At 70.7% G+C, this 20,047-nt stretch carries 14 protein-coding genes; 12 read left to right on the top strand and 2 right to left on the bottom strand.

Annotated features, from left to right (window positions below; all coding sequences use genetic code 11):
- The first annotated feature begins 770 nt into the window (after positions 1-770).
- Both EBO15_RS33640 and EBO15_RS33635 read left to right on the top strand, forming a co-directional pair.
- The gene (locus tag EBO15_RS33640) at positions 771-1,685 is read left to right on the top strand and encodes a hypothetical protein (protein WP_147481780.1); all 915 of its coding nucleotides are present in this window, start codon (positions 771-773) and stop codon (positions 1,683-1,685) included.
- A gap of 22 nt (positions 1,686-1,707) precedes the next feature.
- Positions 1,708-2,532, top strand: a complete 825-nt coding sequence (locus EBO15_RS33635) for a hypothetical protein (protein ID WP_147481779.1) — start codon at positions 1,708-1,710, stop codon at positions 2,530-2,532.
- On the opposite strand, the gene EBO15_RS33630 is transcribed toward EBO15_RS33635, so the two are convergent.
- Positions 2,522-3,583, bottom strand: a complete 1,062-nt coding sequence (locus EBO15_RS33630) for a macro domain-containing protein (RefSeq protein WP_122198519.1) — start codon at positions 3,581-3,583, stop codon at positions 2,522-2,524. The genes EBO15_RS33635 and EBO15_RS33630 overlap by 11 nt on opposite strands.
- A 368-nt stretch (positions 3,584-3,951) precedes the next feature.
- Between EBO15_RS33630 and EBO15_RS33625 the strand changes: the two genes are divergently transcribed.
- From EBO15_RS33625 to EBO15_RS33610, 4 genes are all read left to right on the top strand, one after another.
- Positions 3,952-4,587 (top strand): hypothetical protein, encoded by a 636-nt coding sequence (locus tag EBO15_RS33625; RefSeq protein WP_122198518.1) that lies wholly within the window; start codon positions 3,952-3,954, stop codon positions 4,585-4,587.
- Position 4,588: 1 nt separating this feature from the next.
- Complete coding sequence (locus tag EBO15_RS33620) at positions 4,589-5,257, top strand: RES family NAD+ phosphorylase (protein ID WP_122198517.1); 669 nt, start codon at positions 4,589-4,591, stop codon at positions 5,255-5,257.
- 295 nt (positions 5,258-5,552) lie between these two features.
- A complete protein-coding gene (locus EBO15_RS33615) occupies positions 5,553-6,335 on the top strand; it encodes a hypothetical protein (RefSeq protein WP_122198516.1) in 783 nt (260 codons plus the stop codon).
- 2 nt (positions 6,336-6,337) lie between these two features.
- Positions 6,338-7,288 (top strand): hypothetical protein, encoded by a 951-nt coding sequence (locus tag EBO15_RS33610; RefSeq protein WP_122198515.1) that lies wholly within the window; start codon positions 6,338-6,340, stop codon positions 7,286-7,288.
- A 12-nt stretch (positions 7,289-7,300) separates the two neighbouring features.
- Here EBO15_RS33610 and EBO15_RS33605 read toward each other — a convergent pair whose 3' ends face one another.
- Complete coding sequence (locus tag EBO15_RS33605; RefSeq protein WP_147481778.1) at positions 7,301-8,242, bottom strand: hypothetical protein; 942 nt, start codon at positions 8,240-8,242, stop codon at positions 7,301-7,303.
- Positions 8,243-8,543: 301 nt separating this feature from the next.
- Between EBO15_RS33605 and EBO15_RS33600 the strand changes: the two genes are divergently transcribed.
- The 6 genes from EBO15_RS33600 to EBO15_RS33575 all read left to right on the top strand — a co-directional run bounded on the left by EBO15_RS33600 (position 8,544) and on the right by EBO15_RS33575 (position 19,984).
- Complete coding sequence (locus EBO15_RS33600) at positions 8,544-12,143, top strand: CHAT domain-containing protein (RefSeq protein WP_122198513.1); 3,600 nt, start codon at positions 8,544-8,546, stop codon at positions 12,141-12,143.
- Between the two features lie 191 nt (positions 12,144-12,334).
- Positions 12,335-13,903, top strand: a complete 1,569-nt coding sequence (locus EBO15_RS33595; protein WP_122198512.1) for a DUF4407 domain-containing protein — start codon at positions 12,335-12,337, stop codon at positions 13,901-13,903.
- Positions 13,900-14,508, top strand: coding sequence for a 4Fe-4S single cluster domain-containing protein (locus EBO15_RS33590; protein ID WP_122198511.1), 609 nt, complete (start codon positions 13,900-13,902; stop codon positions 14,506-14,508). Before EBO15_RS33595 ends, EBO15_RS33590 begins: the two co-directional genes overlap by 4 nt.
- Entirely contained in the window at positions 14,505-15,830 is a 1,326-nt protein-coding gene (locus tag EBO15_RS33585) for a class III extradiol ring-cleavage dioxygenase family protein (RefSeq protein WP_122198510.1), read from the top strand. The genes EBO15_RS33590 and EBO15_RS33585 overlap by 4 nt, the downstream gene beginning before the upstream one ends.
- Positions 15,820-18,327 (top strand): AAA family ATPase, encoded by a 2,508-nt coding sequence (locus EBO15_RS47145; protein WP_122198509.1) that lies wholly within the window; start codon positions 15,820-15,822, stop codon positions 18,325-18,327. Before EBO15_RS33585 ends, EBO15_RS47145 begins: the two co-directional genes overlap by 11 nt.
- Complete coding sequence (locus EBO15_RS33575) at positions 18,314-19,984, top strand: hypothetical protein (RefSeq protein ID WP_122198508.1); 1,671 nt, start codon at positions 18,314-18,316, stop codon at positions 19,982-19,984. The genes EBO15_RS47145 and EBO15_RS33575 overlap by 14 nt, the downstream gene beginning before the upstream one ends.
- Positions 19,985-20,047: the final 63 nt, after the last annotated feature.

The raw sequence follows: 20,047 nt of genomic DNA, 5'->3' as shown, positions 1-20,047 counted from the left end.
CCCTCATGCGCAACCTGGCCATGACCGACTGAACCAACAACCGGCACGACACCCCACCAACAGGCCCGCCGCAACATCCCCGACCTGCATGCCCTGATCATTACGGGACAACCTTTAGGGTGGCCACGAGGTCTCCGGTGGTTCAGGTTTTTCTTGGTCGATGAACCCTCTACCGGAGACCTCACTGCTTGGTAACCACGACACACCGACACACACTGGACTTCGAGACAGGCCCTAACCCCGCCCCACACCTTCACACCCCACGTACACCCGGAGCAAGCCGAGTGTAGGGGCGTCTCCAGACCCGAGCCGGACGTCTGATCTCACCGCAGCATCGTGGGCTGGCCCCGGATCCATCTGCGCCCCACCGGACCGCCGTCTTCCGGGGCAGCGCCACTTGGCCAACTGTCATCGTCACGCAGGGAGGCCGAACCCCTGCTTTCTTGAGCGCCTCGTAAGCGCGCCATAGGCAATCCTCGGCCGAGTCGGCATCGACCCTCACCACGGCATCAGCGAGCGCTCCACCGCTGGCATGGAAGGTCCAAGGCCGCCGCGGGCGATCCACGTCGACTCGCAGGAAGGCATGGACACGCTGTTCAAGCAGCCATTCCAGCAGAAACACCGCGTCGTCCATGCCGGAACCCTACAAGCAACAAAACGCCCTTCCCTCAGTGACACCCTCACCCCGAACAGCCCACGTCCGTGACCTCACGGGTGACACTGAACGATGTCACGGCGGAATCAAAGCTGTACGGCGGAGGCTGGTGGAGATGTCAAGCCAACTTTACGAGGAACTTCGCAGGCTCTGCCGAGGGCGCGGCCTGCTCACAGCGCATCTCGACGATTCGGTCGGCCCACTGCTGCGTGGCTTAGCGGAGGGCCGCGACGCGCTCGCGGCGTTGCTCGTCGCCAAGACGGACTCTCTTCCCGAGGATCTGCGCGATGCGGCGCGGGCCGCTTTGGCTCTGCACCCCGAGGCCACCCAGCGATTCCTACGCGAACGTCTCGATTGGCTGGCCGAGCACCTGCAACGCGACGCCCGCACCGCCAGGCGCCGCTACGAGGAGGCACTGCTGCTCCTAGCCGAGTCCCTGGAGCGCGAGCAACCGGCCGAGCCCACGGACCGGCCGGCGGAGTGGCACCCCGAACTCGTCAGGACGCTGGTCCGGCTGGACGTCCCTGGGATCGAGGTGTTGGAAGAACGCACGATCGTCGTACGCGACGGCACCGTGGACCAGATCACACTGGCCATGAGCTTGCCGGCGGCCACGCCTGGCGCGAGCCCGCTCGAGCTTGGGGCCGACGTGCTCTTCGGTGCCCGCCTGGCCGGACGCGCCCGGCCGAGCGCGAGCCATTTTCATTTCATCCTTGATCTGCCCCGGAAGCTGCGCGCGGGTGACCGCCACACCTGGGCAATGCGGTTCACGCTGTCGCCCGGCGATCCGTTGGCGCCGCACTACGCGCTGACGCCCTTCGGCCGCTGCGACGCAGGCACCGTCAGGGTCCGGTTCGCTCCCGGGCATCCGCCTCGCCGCCTCTGGCTCCTCGACGGCGTGCCGCCCCGGGTCATCGACGACGCACCGCGTGACCTGCCCGTGGTCGAACTCGACGGGGTCGGCGAGGCGTACCGGCACTTCGACCGGCTCACCCCGGGTGTGGGGTACGGCTTCCGCTGGGAATTCTGACCGGTGAGGGAGCGTAGTGTCCTTGTTCTGGCCTGTCCCGAGTGAGCCGTCCGGGGCGATCGTGGTGCTCGTCCGGCGGTTCGGGGAGGTTCGGTTGCGTGGTGCTCTTGTCCAGGTTCGGGAGGACCTCAGAAGGCGGCGAAATCTCGAGGCGCACGCCGTCACGGCGGGCGCGCTGGCCTGCGCGCTCCTCTCGGTCTTCGGCGACCTGGCCCCGCAGGGGTTGCGCTGGGCGGTGCTGACCTCCGGAGTAGCCCTGCTGGTCGCGCGGGCGGCCGCATCCGAGAGGACGCCCTCCAGCCTGCTCGGCAACCGACAGGCGATCGAGGACCGCCGGCTGGGGAAGCGGCTGAGCACCGCACGTGAGGTGTGGCTGTTCGCCCCGTCCGGCAAGAACGTCCTCACCTCGCCGAACGGTGATGTGCTCCGCCGACACGTCCTGTCCAGGTCTGACGCGGATGTTCGCGTCGTGGTCCTCGACGACGGCGCCGAGGCCGCTGTGCGCCTCGCGACGCGGCAGCTCACCGAGGCGACCCGCTTCCCGGGGCAGCCGTTCCCCGACTCGTTGCGCACAGCGATGAGCTGCCTGCGTGGACTCGCCAGTGCGCGGCACGCCGGCGCGTTCCGCTTCCGCGTGTACGGCTTCAACCCGGGGTTCAGCATCTTCGCGGTCGACCCCACGGCCTCCGACGGCGCGATCCTTGTCGAACTGCACGGCGTGCGCAACGGCTCGACCGCCGACCGGATGCACCTGTGGCTGACCCGCCTGGAGCAGCCACAGTGGTACGACTACTGGTGCGATCAGTTCCGCCACATCTGGGCAACAGCGACGGCGCCTAGCGATTGACCGCCAGGGTCTCCAGGACCTGTGCAGCGTGGCCCGGGTTGTGCGTCGCGACGTGAACGCTCCAATGCGGGGCGCCGGCCAACTCATCGGCGATGCCACGCCACAGGGCCGCGGCGCAGACGGGGACGGGCAGCAGGCTGCGGCGCCCGGTGCCGAAGAGCGGGAAGCAGATCGACGCCAGTGGGGGGCGGAACCCCGTTCTCTCGCGCTCGGCGAGGCGGAACACGTTGTGGACGGCCAGCCGGATGGCGTCGGGCGACACGTCGTATCCGCCTGGACCGGCCACCACCACAGCCGCATGGTAGACCCGGCGGATCCCGTTGCCGGCGAGGTCGCCGGGGCCGGTCTCGGCGACGGTCCCTGGGGCCACGGCGAGCCCCGGGCGCGCGTGGCGGGACACCCACGCGGTCAGCTCACGTTGGAGGCAGTCGTCCACGATCTCGCCGGAAGGCTTGCGTACAGCTCCGGCCCGGCGCAGTGCCGCCGACACCGAGGAGCCGTACGACTTGGCCATCTCGAGATGGACGTTCTCCGACGACACCAGAATGTCCACGCCGCTGACGAGTTCGATCGGGCCAAGGTGCAGCAGCAGCGGCGGGAGTGAGGGATCGCCGAACGGCACCGCAGAGATCGGTGGCAGCGGCGTCGTCCCGCCGGTGGGCGCCGGGCGCCGCAACAACTCGATCTGCTCGGCGACCTGTGCGATGACGTCGCGTTCCTGCTGCTTGCGGAAGTGTTCCGGGGTGACGCCGTATAGCTCGGCGGACCGGCGGCGGCGGGCCACCGAGGGCCAGTCCCGGGTCCCTGGGGCCAGCCCGAAGGTGTAGGCGGCGGCCTCCCTGAGGTTGCCAGGGTCGAGCTGGTCGAGCGCGGCCCTGAGCAGTGCCTCGATCTCGGCGTGCCCGGTGTGGCCGCTGCGGTCGAAGCCGCGCGCCGCCGCACGCAAGGCGGGCAGGCGCAGGTCGCGCAGGCGGAGCAGCCCGCGCTCGCGGAGGGCACGCAGATCGCCGAGCAGCGCTTCGTGATCGGTGGCGAGCGACTCATCCGTCATGGTCGCAGGATGTCACTTTCCCCAGCGCCTGATGGGTCACATGACCTCAGGACCCCGACAAGGTGGCGTAGCGACTGGTTGATGCCCGAGTATCCGTAGTGACGGAGTCTGCGCGAGGTTTGGCGTCCAGGCGGGCCCGCTGTTCCCGCGCGCCATGCGGCCATCCAGATCAGCCACTTCGCCAGGGCCTGACGTGACCCGGATGACGCCCGTGATTCCACCGGATATCCCCCGAGGTCGGGCCGGCCGTCAGTGCTTTCCTGGTTTCGGGAGGAGGGCATCCGATGGAGTCGCATTGATTGGTAGCGGGGTGGACCGTCCATCCGCCCGAAGGAATGGAAAAGGCCGACGATGCTAGGGGAACGAGGATGAGCAGGACCGAGACGCTCGACGCCCTGCGTCGGCAGGCCCTACGGCTGCGACCGGGCGGAGACGAGCTGCGCACCATCGTCCTGGAACTGGCCGAGGGAGCCGACCCCGACCGGGCGTGGAACCGGCTGACCCGGCTGCTGCTGCGGGTGCTGCCGAGGAACGACGCCTTGGCGGGACTCCTGGTCGAGGGCGCCGATCGCACGGTCGACACGGCGCCGTCACGGCCGGCCAAGCACGAGTGGGAGGAGATCCGGGCGCTGGCCCGGGAACTGCTGGCCGCGCTGGATGCCGGCCCGCCGACGACCGCGGAGATCATCGCGATGGCGCGAAGCCGCCTGCTCGAGGAGCCCGCACGGGCGATCGCGGCTGCTCAGCCCGGCCTGCTGGTGCTGACCGCGCCCGATGGCAGCCGCCGGGCGCCGGAGTTCCAGTTCGATCGGGACGGGGCCGTCCGCCCAGTCGCGGCGGAGATCAACCGGGTCCTCGGCGCCGACCGCGACCCCTGGGGAGTCGCCGACTGGTGGTTGAGTCCTGACAGCGCGCTCGGCGGCAGGGTTCCGGCACGGCTGATCGGCGTGGTGCCCGACGAGCTGCTGGCCCGGCAGGCCAGGGCCTTGCTGGAGGAGATCTGACATGCCGCTACAGCCCCTTCCCGGCGATCACGTCCCCGGCAGCGCCAATCGCCTAGTGCTTCCGGTCGGGACCGTTCTGTGGCGCCTGCACCGGCGGTCTCGGCGGGCGGGCGCGTTCGTCCCACCGCGAGCGGACCCGATCTTCACCGGAACCCGGTTCAATGGCACGAATCTGTACCGTTACCACTGCTACTACACGGCGGAAGACCCGACAACCGCGCTCGCGGAGGTGCTGCTCAGGCGGCGGATGTTCGACGATGGCAAGGACGCCCGGTTGATCGCGCACGCGGAGGTCGCCGGTCGGCTGCTGAGTGCCGTACGGACGAGGGTCGAGCTGTCGCTGGTCAGTCTGGTCAGGACGCGTGACCTGGCTGCGGTCAGCCAGGACGACTGGCTGCTGAACGTCAACGAGGACGGCTGGGCGTACACGCGGGCGTGGGCCGGACAGCTCTGGACCGCGGAGAGCGGAGCCCAGGGCCTCGTGTGGCCGTCCCGGCGCAACTCGCCCGAGCGCGCGATCATGCTCTTCGGCGGGCGGTGCGGGCGGGCCCCGTTCGAGGCCCGCCCGCACCTGACCGTCGACCTGGACCGGCCGGAGGGGATCGAGCAGGTCAACTCCTGGCTCCGCCCGCTCCGTGCCGCGATCGACGCACCCCTTTCGCCTGCCTGAACGACATACGGTCATGGCTCCTCGTCGTCGTCTCCGCATCGCCGCATGCTTACCTCCCGGGGTCGTGTGGTTTCACCTCCGAGATTCGCCGTTCCGCACTCCACATTGCCAGCCCAAAAAAGTGACACTATGGCTGATAGTTGCCAGAAGTCGGATAAATACTGCCCAATCCCCCTCGATTCCAATAAACGAGATGATTCGAGAGGGGTTGTTCTGGAGAGAATCAAGAAATCCTGAATGACAGGCCAAGTCGATCTTGATTTTGCATCAAGATCAATTCTCGGAGGGGGCGACGATGGCGTATCCGGTATCGCAGCTCGAGACCACTCCCACCGCCAGATGGCTCGCCGACATGCGCCGGGCGAAGTCCCGCACCCAGTACTTCCACGCCCTGCGCACTCTCCTGCGAGACGCGCACGACCCCGCGCGATTGCCCACCCGCGAGGAGCTCAACCGGCTCACGGGGCACGACTCGTCCTCGACAATCTACAGCGTCTTCAATCAGGACTCGCTCGTCCACGCGCTCGACGGTCCGCCCCGCACCTCCCGTCTTGGTCGGCTCGACATCGTCGCCAAGGCCGTGATCGAGGCCAAGGTCTGGTCGTACGGGGAGTACCGGACCGGCTGGATCAAGGCGCTGCGCCGCTGCCCGCGCTGGCCTGAGCGTACGGTCGCGACGTCTCTGCTGCACACGATCGTCCTGTGGGCCACGCACGAACCCGAGTTCGCGATCGCCGGCTGCTACGCGCCGCCCTACAGCGCCGTACAGGACCTGTGCGTGGTCGTCGACGGCACTCTGTCCGAGCCGGAGGCCGAACAGCTCCTGCAGAGCGTCGTCGAGACCGCCGACGGTCCTTTGGGGGACCTGCCCGCCACAGTGGTCGACGTGGTGTACGACCGGCTGCTCGACACGGCCTTCCAGGCCCCCGAAGCCATCCTGCGGTCGCTGGAGGGCCAGCGGGAGAGGGTGCGCGATGTACTCCACCTGCTCGACCGGATGTCCGAGGACGAGGTCGGCCGGGCACTGCCGCACGGCGTCTCCGTCGAATTGCTGCGCCGCTTCGCCGAAGGAGCCTGAACGTGCCCGCCGAGACCGAGTTCGTCGCCGAGCTGACCGCCGTGCTCGCCTACACGGCCGACACCCGGGACGTAGGACCGCTGCGCGAACTCACCGAAGAGGCCGCCCGCCGCGAGGACCTCAGCAAGTCCTCCTGGCTGCTGGCGAAGTGCGAACTGGAGCGCGAGCTGTGCCGGGAGCGGGACGCCGCCGACGCCGTAATGGTGTGGGAAGGCCTCGCGCGGCATGCGGCCGGGCTCCCCGACGAGGACCCCGCCCGGCTGGTAATCAACACCATGCGCGCCAAGTACGTCAAGCGACGCGGACACCCCGGCGACCCGGAGCGCGCGGCCGAGCTGTACCGACGGGAGTGGGAACGCCGGCGACGGCTGCTCCCCGAGGAGGATCCGCGGCTGTCCACCGCGCGGGCGAACTACGCGGTCGCCGTACGGGACCGAGGCCGCCCCGGCGACATCAAGGAGGCGCTCGGGATTCTGGAGGAGGAGACCAAGCGCCGGGTCGACCGCTTCGGCGCCCACCTGCCGTTCACATGGATCGCCCACGTCGTGCTCGCCCAGACCCTGATCCTGCTGGCCGAGGAGACCGACGACCCGGAGGAACGCCGCCGGCTCGCCGCGGAGGCGGCCGACAACACCCATGACAAGCTCACCCAGCGCCGCCGCCGGTTCGGCTGGTCCCACGCCGCAACGCTGCGCGCCCAGGTCGTCCGCGCGCACGCGCTTGTGCTGACCGGCGACCTCACGGCCGCCATCGAGATCCTCGACCCGCTGGTCGGCCAGGAGAAGGCCATGCAGATCGAGCCGGGCCGGTGCGACCTGCTGCTCGCCCGCGCCCACCGGGAGGGCCATCCGGTCAAGGCCCTGCACCACGCCGGGACCTCCGCGAGGCTGGCGGTCTCCGTCTGGCAGCGGACCCAGGCCGAGAAGCTGGTGGCCGAGCTGACTGTGACGTAGAGACGCGGCCGCTCAAGGGAACGCTCCCGGGTTCCACACAGGCCGTCTCCCCAGACACAATCGCAGCATGAGGAAGGCGCGGCGGAACTCATGCGAGGTCGGACCGTCCCCCGGCGGTCCGCCGGTCACCTCCCCGGCGGCCAGCAGGACCCTGCCGGACCTCCCGCTGAGAAGCACGCCCCGCCTGGCGTCACGCCGGTCCACCTCCAGGGTGACACCGGACCGGTCGAAGTGGCCCTGGACGCGGTCCAGCAGGTACTCCTGCTCGGCCCGCTCTTCGTACCTGACCCGGAGCCGCTCGGCCGCGTCGAGCAGGTCGGCGTTCAGCGTCGCGCCGCCGTGCAGCACCGAGATCAGCCGCCGCTCCAGCCAGCCGTCGGCCGTCGGGCGGCCGGCGGCCCTGATGACCTGAAGGTAGGCCGCCGCCAGGACGGCCTGGCCACGGCGACGCCGGGTCACGGCGTTGATCTCGCGCACCGCCGTGGCGAGCCGGTCGGCGAGGGCGGCGGCCGCCGCACCCGACTTCGCCCCGAGCGCCCGCGCCGCGAGTTCGAGCGCCGAGGCCCGATCCTCCGGCGAGGTCTCAGGCTCCAGGACGGCGAGCCGCCGACGTACTCGTGCGCCGAGGCCAGCGGCCGACTCCGCCGAACCGCCCCCCTCGGTCAGCTGCCGCGCCTTGTCCAGAGGCGTAGGCGGCAGGTCGGCCAGCAACTGGAGCGCCTCGGCCGCACACGTTCGGCGGTAGCGCTGACGGGCTTGGCTCAGCCGGTCGTCGTACCGGCGGACCTCGGCCGTCAGCGCCGACGGGCGAAGCCCGGTCGGCCGGAGCGGTGCGGGCAGCGACCTGTCGCCGCTGCACGCCTGGAAGGACAGCAGCCGACCGTTGCAGGCCACCACCTGCACAGCGACGGCCCTCCACGGATCGAGTTCGCGTACCGGCTGCGGCTCGGCCACGAGGGCCGCCCCGTAGGCCAGCAATACGAGCAGACCCGCAGGAGGAAGAGGGTCGTCCCCGCCGAGCACGGGCCATGAGTCACCGGTCGGGCCTGCGCCCAACGCAGACAAGGACAAGTCATGGTCGTCACGCATGAGCGAGCCCCCCCATGTCGTCCTGCCACCCTCAGTGTGGGAGATCACCGCGAAGAAGGGAATAGCATTTCCACATTCCAGCCAATTGGCGAGTTGGTTGGAATAATTGCGCGGCCCGCCGGGCAGCCGCAGAATCGAGCCGTCGGCCGAGCGCGGAGGTCTGGTCATGACGGAATTCGCCCGGCGGATCGGTGTGCTGCGCGCGGAGGAGGCCACACTGCCCCCGGGGCCCGGCCCACGACGGACCGAGATCGGTGTCCTGAAAGGGATGCTGATCGCCGACGGCTGCCTGCGGCTGCGGCCGGACGACGACGCGCCTGCAGTCCCGGCCTCCAGGGAACTCCTCGACGAGGGCATCGCCGGGCTGAGCGGCGGGACCAGCGACGATCCGGCGCGCCTGGTACGCCTCGGGGTCCTGCTGTTCGTCCGCCTCCGCGTCGCGGAGGGTCCGGAGCGGGACGCGGAAGACGCGATCACCGCGCTCCGCACGGCCGCTGTCCACCCTGCCGTCGCCCCGGTCGACCTCCCCATCTGCTGCCTGCTGCTCGGCCAGTCGCTCATCACCAGGCATCTGCCGAAGGCACTGCGTGCCACCCGTCCGGGGGAACTCGACCGGGTGGTGAGCATCATGGCCGGATTCCAACTGGACCGGGCGCGGGCCGTACCGGACATCACGCGGGGCATCGCCTTCCTGGACGACGAGGCGGCCTCGGACTTGTGGCCCGCCCCGGTCCGGGCCTGGGCGCGGATGAGCGCCCAGGTCGGCCGCCTGCTGATCGAGGAGGATCTCGGCCGCCGACTGGACCTGATGATCAATCTTCTCTCCGACACCGAGGGGCTCACTCACATGGCGGGAACCGAGGACTGGCTGCCCGCCCTGACGGCGTGGGCCGAACTCCGCAAGGCGCGAGAGTCCGGCTCGCCTGAGATGACCCGCGAAGCCGCCGACAAGGCTGATGACATCTTCGGTGCCCTGACGCCGAGCGACGTCATGCGCGCCCTGCTGGCCCAAGAGCTCGGACGTACTTCGCTCGACACCTTCCACGACTTGGAGGAAGCACTCCGCTATCTGACCGAGGGCGAGGAGCTCCTGTCGGCGGACCACCCGTACTTCAGCATCATGCGCTCGATACTGGCCGACGTCACCACGATCACCGAGTTCACCGATCCCTGGCGGTCCAGGCCGCCGGGTGAGGTCGGAGTCCCCGCCGTGGACCGTGCCGTCGAGCTTGCCAGAGAAGTCGCCGCCGACGCGCGCCGCAAGGCCTCCGAGACCGGCTCGGCGGAGGACGCCTCGGACGCCGCCCGCCAGGAGTTCCTCCTGGGAATGACGCTCTTTCTGCGATGGATCAGGGACGGCGGCGACGAGGCGCACCGCGAGGCCGCGTCCGTGGTGCACGCGGCGCTGCCCAGGCTGCCGGGCGACGACCGGACGATTCCCGCCGCGATGGGCCTGTTCGGCGCCGTCCTGTCGGGAACCCATCTCGCGCACGGGAGCCTCCAGCACGCGCAGGCGGCCCGTACGTTCTTCACCACCGCACGTGACCTGGTCCGTGCGGGTCCCGAGGAGAACACCGGCCTGACGATGATGTGCGGGGTCATGGCGTCCATGCGGGCGCAGGAGGCGTGGGAACGCCAGGAGACAGAAGAGTTCGCCAAGGCGCGCGACGAACTCGCCTGGGCCGTCGGCGTGCTGCCGGCCGACCATCCTTGGCGGCGGTTCCTCGCCGGAATCCTGGCCCTCCTGCGCCTGCAGCACGCCATCGGCGCCAACGACACGAACGAGGTGCGGTCCGCATTGGCCGAACTGGCCGAACTCGGCGACGCGGCGCCGCCTGACACCGACCGCCCGTGGCTCCAGGGCTTGAACGTCATGACCGCGTCCGTGAGCTTGATGTACGGGCTACTCGAAGACGACGAGCCCCAGATCGCCGCCTCGGTCGAGGCACTGGAGCGCGCCGCCGCAACGGAGACCTTCTCGCAGGCGCAGCGGCTGGCGCTCCTGTCGACCCTCGCGCAGGGGCAACTGGCCCGGCCCGGTGGCCTGGGCACCAGTATCGCGTACCTACGGGAAGCCCTGGCCCTCCTGCCGCCGGACGGCGGTGGGGCGATGGCGCCCAGCCTGCTCTCGACGCTCGCCGAGGCGCTGCGTCGACGGCGCGGTCCGGACGACGACGCCGTGGGCACGGGCCTGCTCGCGCTGCGCGCACAACTCCGCGGAGTACTGCTGCAGATCGGCCCGGAGGACGGCATGGTCGGGGCGCGGACCGCCGGCCGGCTGGCCACCCAGGTGGCGGCGTGGGCCTTGGAGGACGGCGAACCGGCCAGGGCGGTGGAGGCGCTGGAGCTCGGGCGCGGCATGGTGCTCCACGCGGCGACCACGTTCACCTCGACCCCGGAGCTGTTGCGGGAGGCCGGCCGGGAGGACCTCGCGGAGCAGTGGTGCGCGCGCCGGCCCGATCGCCTGCTCCCAGCGGACCCCATGAACTTGTTGCTCACCGCCGTGACCGGCGGGGAGATGGCGGCGGATCTGCACCGCAGGGCGGTCACGGTGCTGGCCGAACGGCCGGCAGCCGATCGGCTGTTCACTCCGCCCGTGCCGCCCGAACTCGGCGCGGCTCTGGAACGCGCGGGCGCGGACGCCCTCGTCTACCTGTGCCCGGGAACCGAGCACGGATGGGCGCTCATCATCGGCAGGAACGGCGAGCCACTGGCCGAGCCGCTTCCCGGCCTGGCCGCCGCAGACACCGAACCGTTGCGCCGCTACGTCGAGGCCCGGGAACGCCAGGCCGTGGACCGGGCCGACTGGGCGGCCGCGCTCGGTGACCTGTGCGACTGGGCCTGGCCGGGGATCATGGCGAACGTGCTCGCCCGCTGCGTGCCGCTCGCGGCGGACGGCCGACCCCGCATCGTGCTGGTGCCGACCGGCGAACTGGGCCTGGTCTGCTGGCACGCAGCGCGGCGTCCCGCCGGGGAACGGCTGCGATACATCTGCGAGGACGCGGTCATCTCGTACGCGGCGTCGGGCCGTCAGCTCGCGGACCCGGTCACCGTGGCGCATGCCGCCCGGACGGCCGCCGTGCTGGTCGCCGATCCCGGCGACGGCGACGCCCCGCGGCTGGCCTTCGCGGTGACCGAGACCGAGGCTCTGCGGGACGCCTTCTACCAGGACGGGCGGATGCTCGGCGACGAAGCCGAGCCGGGCTTCGAGCGCGGCACGGTGGCGGCGGTGCGGGCCGCGCTCCGGACCGCGACGATGGTGCATCTCGCGACCCACGGCGTCGCCTACGCCACTCCCGTGGACTCGGCGCTGATGCTGGGGCACGAGGACGGGACGGACGGGCGTCTACGGCTGGCCGATCTCCTGGACGACCCTGGCTCCTGCCGAGCCTGCGAGCTGCTGGTGCTCAGCGCATGTGTCACCGATCTGACCAGCGCCGTCTACGACGAGGTGCTCACACTCTCGACCGCGTTCCGGTCGGCCGGCGTCGCCGAGGTGATCGGCTCCCGGTGGCTGGTCGACGACGCAACGACGCCGGTGATGATGTACGTCTTCCATCACGAGTTGAACCGGGGGGCGGACCCGGCCGAGGCCCTCCGGCGGTCCCAGTGCTGGATGGCCGACCCGGGCCGTGATCTGGCGGAGCTCCCCAATGACCTGTACCACCTGGCGACAGAACCGGACCGGCCGCTCGAGGATCCGGCGTCCTGGGCCGCCTTCACGCACCAAGGCGTCCCCGCCTCGCGGCCGGGATGCAGCGAATGACATTTCTCCGACCGCGCCCGCGTTCCACCAAATAACTCTCCGAAATGGAATACTGCCGCCCATTCCATCAATGAGTGGAACGGCGACTCCAAATTGCCACCGAAAAACCGGTCGCCCCTATAGCGCACACCATAAAAGGCGGGTTAGCCTTCTCATCTTCTCCCTTTCGAGCCGAGAATCAGGGGGCGATCATGAGTGCTCCGGGCGGGTACGACGGGGACCAGGGCAAGCGCCGGTCGCTCCTCATCTGGTACGCGGGGGCGGACACCCGTCTGCTGAAGAGCCCGACCGATCGGCTCCGGTACACGTGCCTGGGCGGGGCGGTGCTGTTCACCGCCGCCATCGCGGGGGTCTCCATGTTCGACGCGGTCCACATGGCGCTGCGCGTGCCGATCTTGGTGCAGTTGGGCGTGGCGGTGGTCTGGTTCGTGGGCATCTCGAACCTGGACCGGTGGTTCGTCACCTCGATGAGCCTCAGGCACGTCCAGCCCGGTCCGTGGGACGACGTGGCGAGCGAGGGCGGAAAGCTGCGGATGGCCCTTCCACGCGTCGCCATGGCGCTGCTGCTCGGTTTCCTGGTCTCGACCCCGTTGACCCTGCAGATCTTCGACTCGGAGATCCAGCAGGAGATCCAGCAGATCCACCAGAACCAGCTGGACTCCCACCACAAGCAGGTCGACACGGGATCCACCGGTCGCCGGATCGCCTCGCTGACCGCCCGGCGGGACGCGCTCAACAAGGTCATCGAGAGCAACGGCCTGACCCCGGATGTCGAGAACGATCCTGACGTCAAGGCGCTGGAGACCAGACTCGCCGCCCTGGGCACGCAGTACGCCGACCTCTCGCAAAAGGCCACCTGCGAGGACACCGGCACGACGGTCGACCTCTCCACCTGCAAGGGCACCACGGGCAAGCAGGGCAGGGGCAAGTGGTTCGACTACTACACCGGCCAGGCCGATTCCGTGAAGGCGCAGATGAACACGGTGAACGGCCAGCTCAGCGCCCGCAGGCGGCAGATCGTCAAGGGGGCGAAGGGCAACTCGGCGACCGCCGTCGCCCGGGCCAGGCGCGAGCTGCCCACGGTGCTCGCCGAGCTCAAGACCGCGCAGACCGCGCAGGACACGCTCACCGCGGGCTACGACCGCTCCGTCCTGCGTTCCACCGGCCTGCTGATCAGGATCCAGGCGCTGGTCAGGATCTCCAAGGGGAGTCCGATCACGTTCGTGGTGGAGCTGCTGCTCTGGGCCGTCCTCATGCTGATCGACTGCCTGCCCATGATCGTGAAGCTGTCCAGCACCCCGGGCCCCTACGAGAACCTGCTCGCCAGACAACAGGAGCTCGACGAGAACCTGGGCCGACGGGCCCAGCAGGCCGAGCAACGCGCCGACCGCGTCTACATCGACGTCAAGGCGGACGAGCGCGAGAGGTCGGCGCCGATGCGTGCCCGTGCCGACGCCGCCGCAGAACACCGGCTCAGGGAGAACCACCGGCACCGCCCGCGTGAACGAGCCGGCCGCCATACGAGGCACAACAGGCGGCCGCGCCCCGACGGCGTGAACGGTGCCGACCCGCACCGGCCCACCGGACCGAAGGGACTGGGCCCTCACGGTCCGAGGAGGGCGCCCAAGGAGCGGGCGGGCGTCCACGACTGGCCGTCAGTCGAGTCGACCCACCAGGCGTACACCGAGGGAGGCTTCGCCTACACCCTCTTCAGCCGCGTGTTCTGGTTGAAGAGGCGGTACGAGAGGCCAGGCCGATGATCCTCAACATCGCCGAGACCTGCGGCGCCACCCGAGCCCTCGGCCCCGGGCTGCGGGCGGTCGCCTGGGTACAAGGGTGCCCCTTCCACTGCCGGGGCTGCGTCGCCCCCGACTGGATCCCCGACCGCCCGGCCCGCGCCATGTCCCCCGAGGAGCTCACCGAGGAGCTACTGGCCGACCCGGGCGTCACCGGCCTCACCTTCTCCGGCGGCGAGCCGATGGAGCAGGCGGCCGGGCTAGCCGAGGTCGCACGGCTGGCCCGCACAGAGCGCAACGTGTCCCTACTCTGCTTCACCGGGCACCGGCTGGAGACCCTGACCGACAGGCCGGGACCCGCCGCGTTGCTGGCCCAGGTCGACGTCCTCGTGGACGGCCGCTACGTGGAGTCCAGGAATGACGGCCGTGGCCTTCGCGGCAGCGACAACCAGCGGATCCACTACCTGACCGACCGGCTTCGCGGCCACGACCTGGAGGACTCCCCACGCCGCGCCGAATTCCGGCTGCGCGACGACCACACGCTCCTGGTCGGCGTGCCCTCACCCCACGTACACGCCGCCTGGAAGCGGCTCACCGAGCAGCCGTCCCGAGAGAAGGAGCCATCGTGAGCGGGTCGAAGACCATCAGCGTCGACCAAGGCGCGTGGAACAGGGCGCAGCGTTCGGCGCGTGAACTCGCCACCGTCCGGCGCGAGATGCCGCGCATGCTGAAGGACGTCCGGCGACAGAGCCAGGCCGACACCCGGCGCATGATCGCCCCCCTCGAACGGCGGCAGAACGCGACCGACCACAGGCTGGGCCGGTTGAGCGCCCAGACCCGCGAGTTTGAACAGCGGACGGACGCGCGGCTCCGCGAGCAGGCGACCCACATCCGGAGGGTGCAGGAGGAGTCCCGCCGGGAGGTTCGCCGCCTCGATCGAGAGCTCAGGCAGGAACGGCTCGAGCGCAGGCGGCAGATCGCCGAGTTGGGCAGCCAAATCAACGACATCATCGTCCGACGCGACCAGGCGTCCGCGCTCGCCCAGGCGTTCCTCGCGGACGCCCGCGTCATGGCCGAGGAGATCGGCACGCTTCCGCACGAGCGTTTCGCCCCAGGGCGGCTCGCCGTGCTGGAGGGACGCCTGGCTGGCACCACCGAGACGGCCGCCCAGGTGGACGCGGCGTACGCCTTGTCGTCGGCCCAAGACCTCTACTACGACCTGAGCGACCTGCGGCTCGACGTCCGGCAGGCCGAGCAGGAGTGGCTGGCGGCACGCCTGGAGGCGCTGGAGGCGCTCCGGCGGGCGGACGCGCGCATCGAGCAGTTCGCGAAGACTCCGATGCTGGACGAGAACGGCGTCGAGATCCCCGGTGTCGTCCTCGACCTTGACTTCTGGACCGACGGCCGCCTCACCACGCTGCGCGACGAGGTCCGACGCGAGACCGAGGAGCTGGCCGATGCCGGCTGCCCGCGGTCGGTCGAGGAGCTGCGGGAGGTCATCCAGAAGCACGCCCCCGGCTGCGGCTACGAGCAGCGCTTGGACGAGCTGCTCGAATGCGGCGCGGCCAGGATGTACGCCGCACAGATCCGCTACAACACCGCCGAGAAGATCGCCGACGCCCTCGGGGAGGAGGGGTACGACCTCGTAGAGGACGTCTACGAAGGCGGCGACCACCGTGCGTCGCACTTCACGAAGCTGCGGCACCTGGCGGGAGAAGGCGACGTCGTCGTCGAGGTCGCGCCGGAAGGCAACACCGGCATGTCGATCAAACTGCTGTCCTACGACCGCGACCCGGCCCAGTCCCGGCGTGCGGAGCGCACCGCCAACATGCTCGCCAAGCTCCGCGACGAAGGCGTCCCGGTGGGCGACCCGGTGGACCGAGGCACCGAGCCCACCCCCGAGGAGGCCGACTTCGAGCTGATCCAGCAGAAGCGGCGCAATGTCGGCTGAGCTGGTCACCGAGCGGCTGCGCCGGCTGAGCCGGTCGGCGCAGACCGGCGCCCCGACCTTCGTCGTGTACGGCGTCGGCACCTGCGACGCCTTCATCGACGGCGCGGCGCACCGCCTCGACCTCGGCCAGGCGCTGCATGACGCGCTGGCGGCGGCCGGCTTCCAACGGATCGTGTTCTTCTCACTCGACCACATGCTCACCGTGCGGGACCCGGCCGCCGTGCTCCGGCGAGGCGAGCCGACAGGTCAGGCGGAGGACACCGGCAGCGGTCGGGGACGGGTGTCCCGGCGGATGTCCGGCGGTCCGATGGGTCACTACCAGGTCAGGACCGACGCAGAAGGACCGGGCCGAGCAGCCGCGCCCGCGCCGACGCCTCCCGCCGGGTCCGGGCGGATGACCGACAAGGCCGCCCTCGACATGATCAGGGGGCTCATGCGGCAGGCCGACGTCCGTACCGCGGTCGTGCTGGAGTCGATAGAGCTGTTGGAGCGCTGGCACGGCGATCTGCGGGACCTCGCCACGCTGCTGGACTCCTGGCTGGCCAACCGGAGCGGGAGCGCCAACGCGTACGTGCTCGTCTTCAACCAGGACAGCCTGGCCGAGGTCGAAAGGTTCGCGGAGTCCAGCCGCAACCTGCCGAGAATGCTGGCGTCCGCGGTCAGAGCCGAGCGCGGGCGTGATGACCGCCCCGGGCTCATCGGGCCGCCGCTGGAGGCGGAGCTGACCACGCTGATCCACCGCGAGCGGATCCGGGCGGGGCTGCGGATCGAGGATTGGAAGGGCCTCTCCCACACGGTCAAGCTGATGGCCCGCACCAGGTTTCCCCTGTACGCCTGGGAAACCCGGCTTCGCCACCTGGCCTCCCAGGGCGCGACGCTCGACGCGGCCACGCTGCGCGCACGGGGCTGGATCAGCGGGCCCGACGTCGGTACCGGCACGGTCTGGGGGCGGCTGGCCGAGCTGAAGGGGCTCGAGCCGGTGCGTGAGGTTCTGGAGAACCTGCGCTGGCAGCCGCCCGCCGGACGGGAGGCCCCGGCTCGCCACATGGTCTTCACCGGCAATCCCGGAACGGGCAAGACCACGATCGCCCGCCTGGTCGGCGAGATCTTCTTGGAGCTGGGCCTGCTCCGCAGCGGCCACGTGGTGGAGGTACTCGGGCCCGACCTGATCTCCCAGTACGTTGGGGAAACGGCGCTGAAGACCGGCCAGCGGATCGACGAGGCCATGGACGGTGTCCTGTTCATCGACGAGGCCTACGCCCTCGACAACTCGTCGCACGGGAAGGAGGCCATCGACACGCTGGTGCCGCGGATGGAGAACGACCGCGGTCGCCTCGTCGTCATCCTCGCCGGGTACCGCCCGGACATTCACAAGCTGCTGGAGGCCAACCCCGGCCTGCGAAGCCGGTTCCCGTCGCGTTACCACCTGCATTTCCCCGACCACGGGCCCGACGTTCTCTTGAAGATCGCGCATGCCGGGTTCGCAGAGCGCGGACTCGCCGAGACCCCGGAGTTCGCCGAGGCACTGGCGAAGGCCGTCGAGCGGATGTACGCCCACCGCGATCCGGAGTCCTTCGGCAACGCACGGGACATCCGCGAACTGGTCAACGGCACCGGCGCCGAGTGGGCGGGGCGGGTACGCGAGGACCGCGAGCTGCCCCTGACCCCCGAGGACCTTCCCTCCGACCTTCTGCGGACCACGGCGCCGCCGCCTGCCGAGGAGCTGCTCGCGCCGCTGGACGCGCTCATCGGCCTCGGCGCGGTCAAGGACGCCGTCCGCGACCTCGTAGGACAGGTCAATCTCGCCCGACGGCGCAGCTGCGGCGAGGTCGTCGCGCCGCACATGCTCTTCGTCGGCCCGCCCGGGACCGGCAAGACCACGGTGGCGCGGGAGATCGGCACGATTCTGCACCGCCTGGGCTTGCTGGGGCGAGACGCGGTGCTGGAAGCCAGCCGTGAGCACCTGGTCGCCGGCTATGTCGGCCAGACCGCGATCCGGACCAAGAAGGCGATCAACGAGGCGACCGGCGGCGTCCTGTTCATCGACGAGGCATACCGGCTGTCGCGCGGGGGCGAACGGGACTTCGGTCAGGAGGCCATCGACACGCTCGTCCCTGAGATGGAGAACCGGCGCGGCAGGCTCGTCGTGATCGCGGCGTGCTACACGGAGGAGATAGAAGCGTTCCTCGCCGCGAACCCGGGTCTCGCGTCCCGGTTCACCCTTCGGATCGACTTCCCGCCGTACAAGGTCGAGGAACTGGTGGCGATCCTCCGAAACCTGGCCACAGCGGAAGGATTCCGCCTGACCCCGGAGGCCGAGGAACCGGTCCGCGCGTGGTTCGCCGTAGCGCGGGAGCAGGCCGACTTCGGCAACGCCCGAACCGCCCGGGGGCTGTTCGGGGAGATCAAGAAGCGTCTCGCCGCCCGGGTCGAGGCTGATCCGGCCGCCGACCACGACGAGATCCGCGGTGAGGACGTGCCCCATGCCGGAACCTGACCAGGACTGTCCGGTATGCGGGGCGCGGCCGGGCGACGACGTCTGCGCCGGCTGCGGCTGGACGTTGTGTACGCCGTGGCGGGTCGGCCGGGGCAATCGGCAAGAGTACGACCGGGACCTCGCGGGGGCGATCCTGGCCGAGGAACTCCGGGCCGCCGCACGGGTCGCCGACACGTGGGAGCCTTGCGCGCCGTGGCTGAGCGAGCGACCATCGTACGCCCAATGGGTCGGCGCGCTGGCCGAGCGCTCCGAGGGCACGCGTCCGTCGGCACCGGTCCTTGCCGCGGCGCTCCGCGACCTACCGGAGGACGGCGAGCTGATCGTCGTCGAGGTCGGCCGGGACGGCCTGACCGCGACCTCGGTCACCTACGACAGCGTGAACGGCGAGGCCATCGCCGACCTGCCATGGACGAGACTGCTGCCGACGTTGCCCGATGATCCGGCCGAGCGCCTGTTCCGGCTGGCCGGTGGCCTGCGGACAGCAGGTCGCCCGGCCCTGGAGGACGCCCTGCGCGAGGGGCTGCGCGCGTGGTCGGCGACCTGGCCCACCGGCACGGAACGGATCGCCGTCTGCCGGGCACCCGGCTGGACGCTTCCCGAACTCGCGGCCCGGCAGCTCGCGAAGATGGTCGTGGCCGAGCACGGCGACCTCGCAGCGACACTCGCCGGGATCGCCGCGGGCCGACCGACACGCACCGGCTGCGGGTTGCTGGTCGCCGAGGTCGACCCGCACGGCGGAGCGGTCCGGCCGGGGCTCCTGCCGCTGTTCGAACCCGGGGACCTGCCCGGGGCGAAGCGCACGGTCGTCGTCCACCGGCCGCCCGGCGGGGAGCCGGTCAGTCTGGCGGTGGTCACCCGGGAGCGCGAGCAGCGCGTCCTGGGAGTCTGGCGGGCGACGCTGGAGACGGAGACGGCCGTCACCGTCGAGCTGACCGGGCCGGACCGGGTGGAGCTGAGCGGCCCGGGCGCTCTCACGCCCACGACAGCCGAGCTGGCCGAGCTGATCGGGGACCTTCCCGGGCGGCTCGACCTCGGCGCGGGCCAGCGTGAACTGGTCTGCCTGCTGGAGCTGAACGGCCTCGCCGCCACCGCACGGCGGCGCCGGGAGTTCGTGTCGGACCTGCTGGAACTCCTGGACATGGAAGCGCCCAACCGCGTCGACGTGACACTCGTCGGCTACGGCGACCACAGCTCGGAGGGCAGGTACACCGAGAGGCTGCTGCACCGGTCACAGGGCCCGGCCGTGCGCGGCGACCTGGCCAGGCTGCCGGAGCCCGCACGTTCCTTCGTCACCGGGGCCGCGCCGCTGGAGGACGCACTCGACGAGGTGCGCGTGTCCGGCCTGGTACGGCAGCGGGTGCTCCTCGTGGTGGCCGGGCGTCCGCCGCACGCGATCCGCGCCGGCCGGGGGCCACGCCCCGCCCGGCCGTGCCCCCAGAAGATCGACTGGACGGAGGCACTCGGCGCGACGGGCGCGAACCGCCGCCTCGCCGTCCTCGACGGCCCTCCCGGCGACCACGCGACGACCTGGGAACTGATCGGCGCGAACCACCTGTTCCTCCTCGCCGAGGCAACGCCACGCGACGTCGGCACCGCCGCCGGACTCCTGCCCGAGACGCCGATCCGATTCCCCATTCCGCTCGCCGAACCCCTGTAGGACGCCATGACTCTGCCACCCGCCTTCCAGTCCCTGCCCGACGATCCGCCGCCCTCCGCCGCC

It is taken from the genome of Actinomadura harenae (assembly GCF_003696215.1).
In the GTDB taxonomy this organism is placed as follows: domain Bacteria; phylum Actinomycetota; class Actinomycetes; order Streptosporangiales; family Streptosporangiaceae; genus Spirillospora; species Spirillospora harenae.
This window is presented reverse-complemented; position numbering and strand designations above follow the sequence as displayed.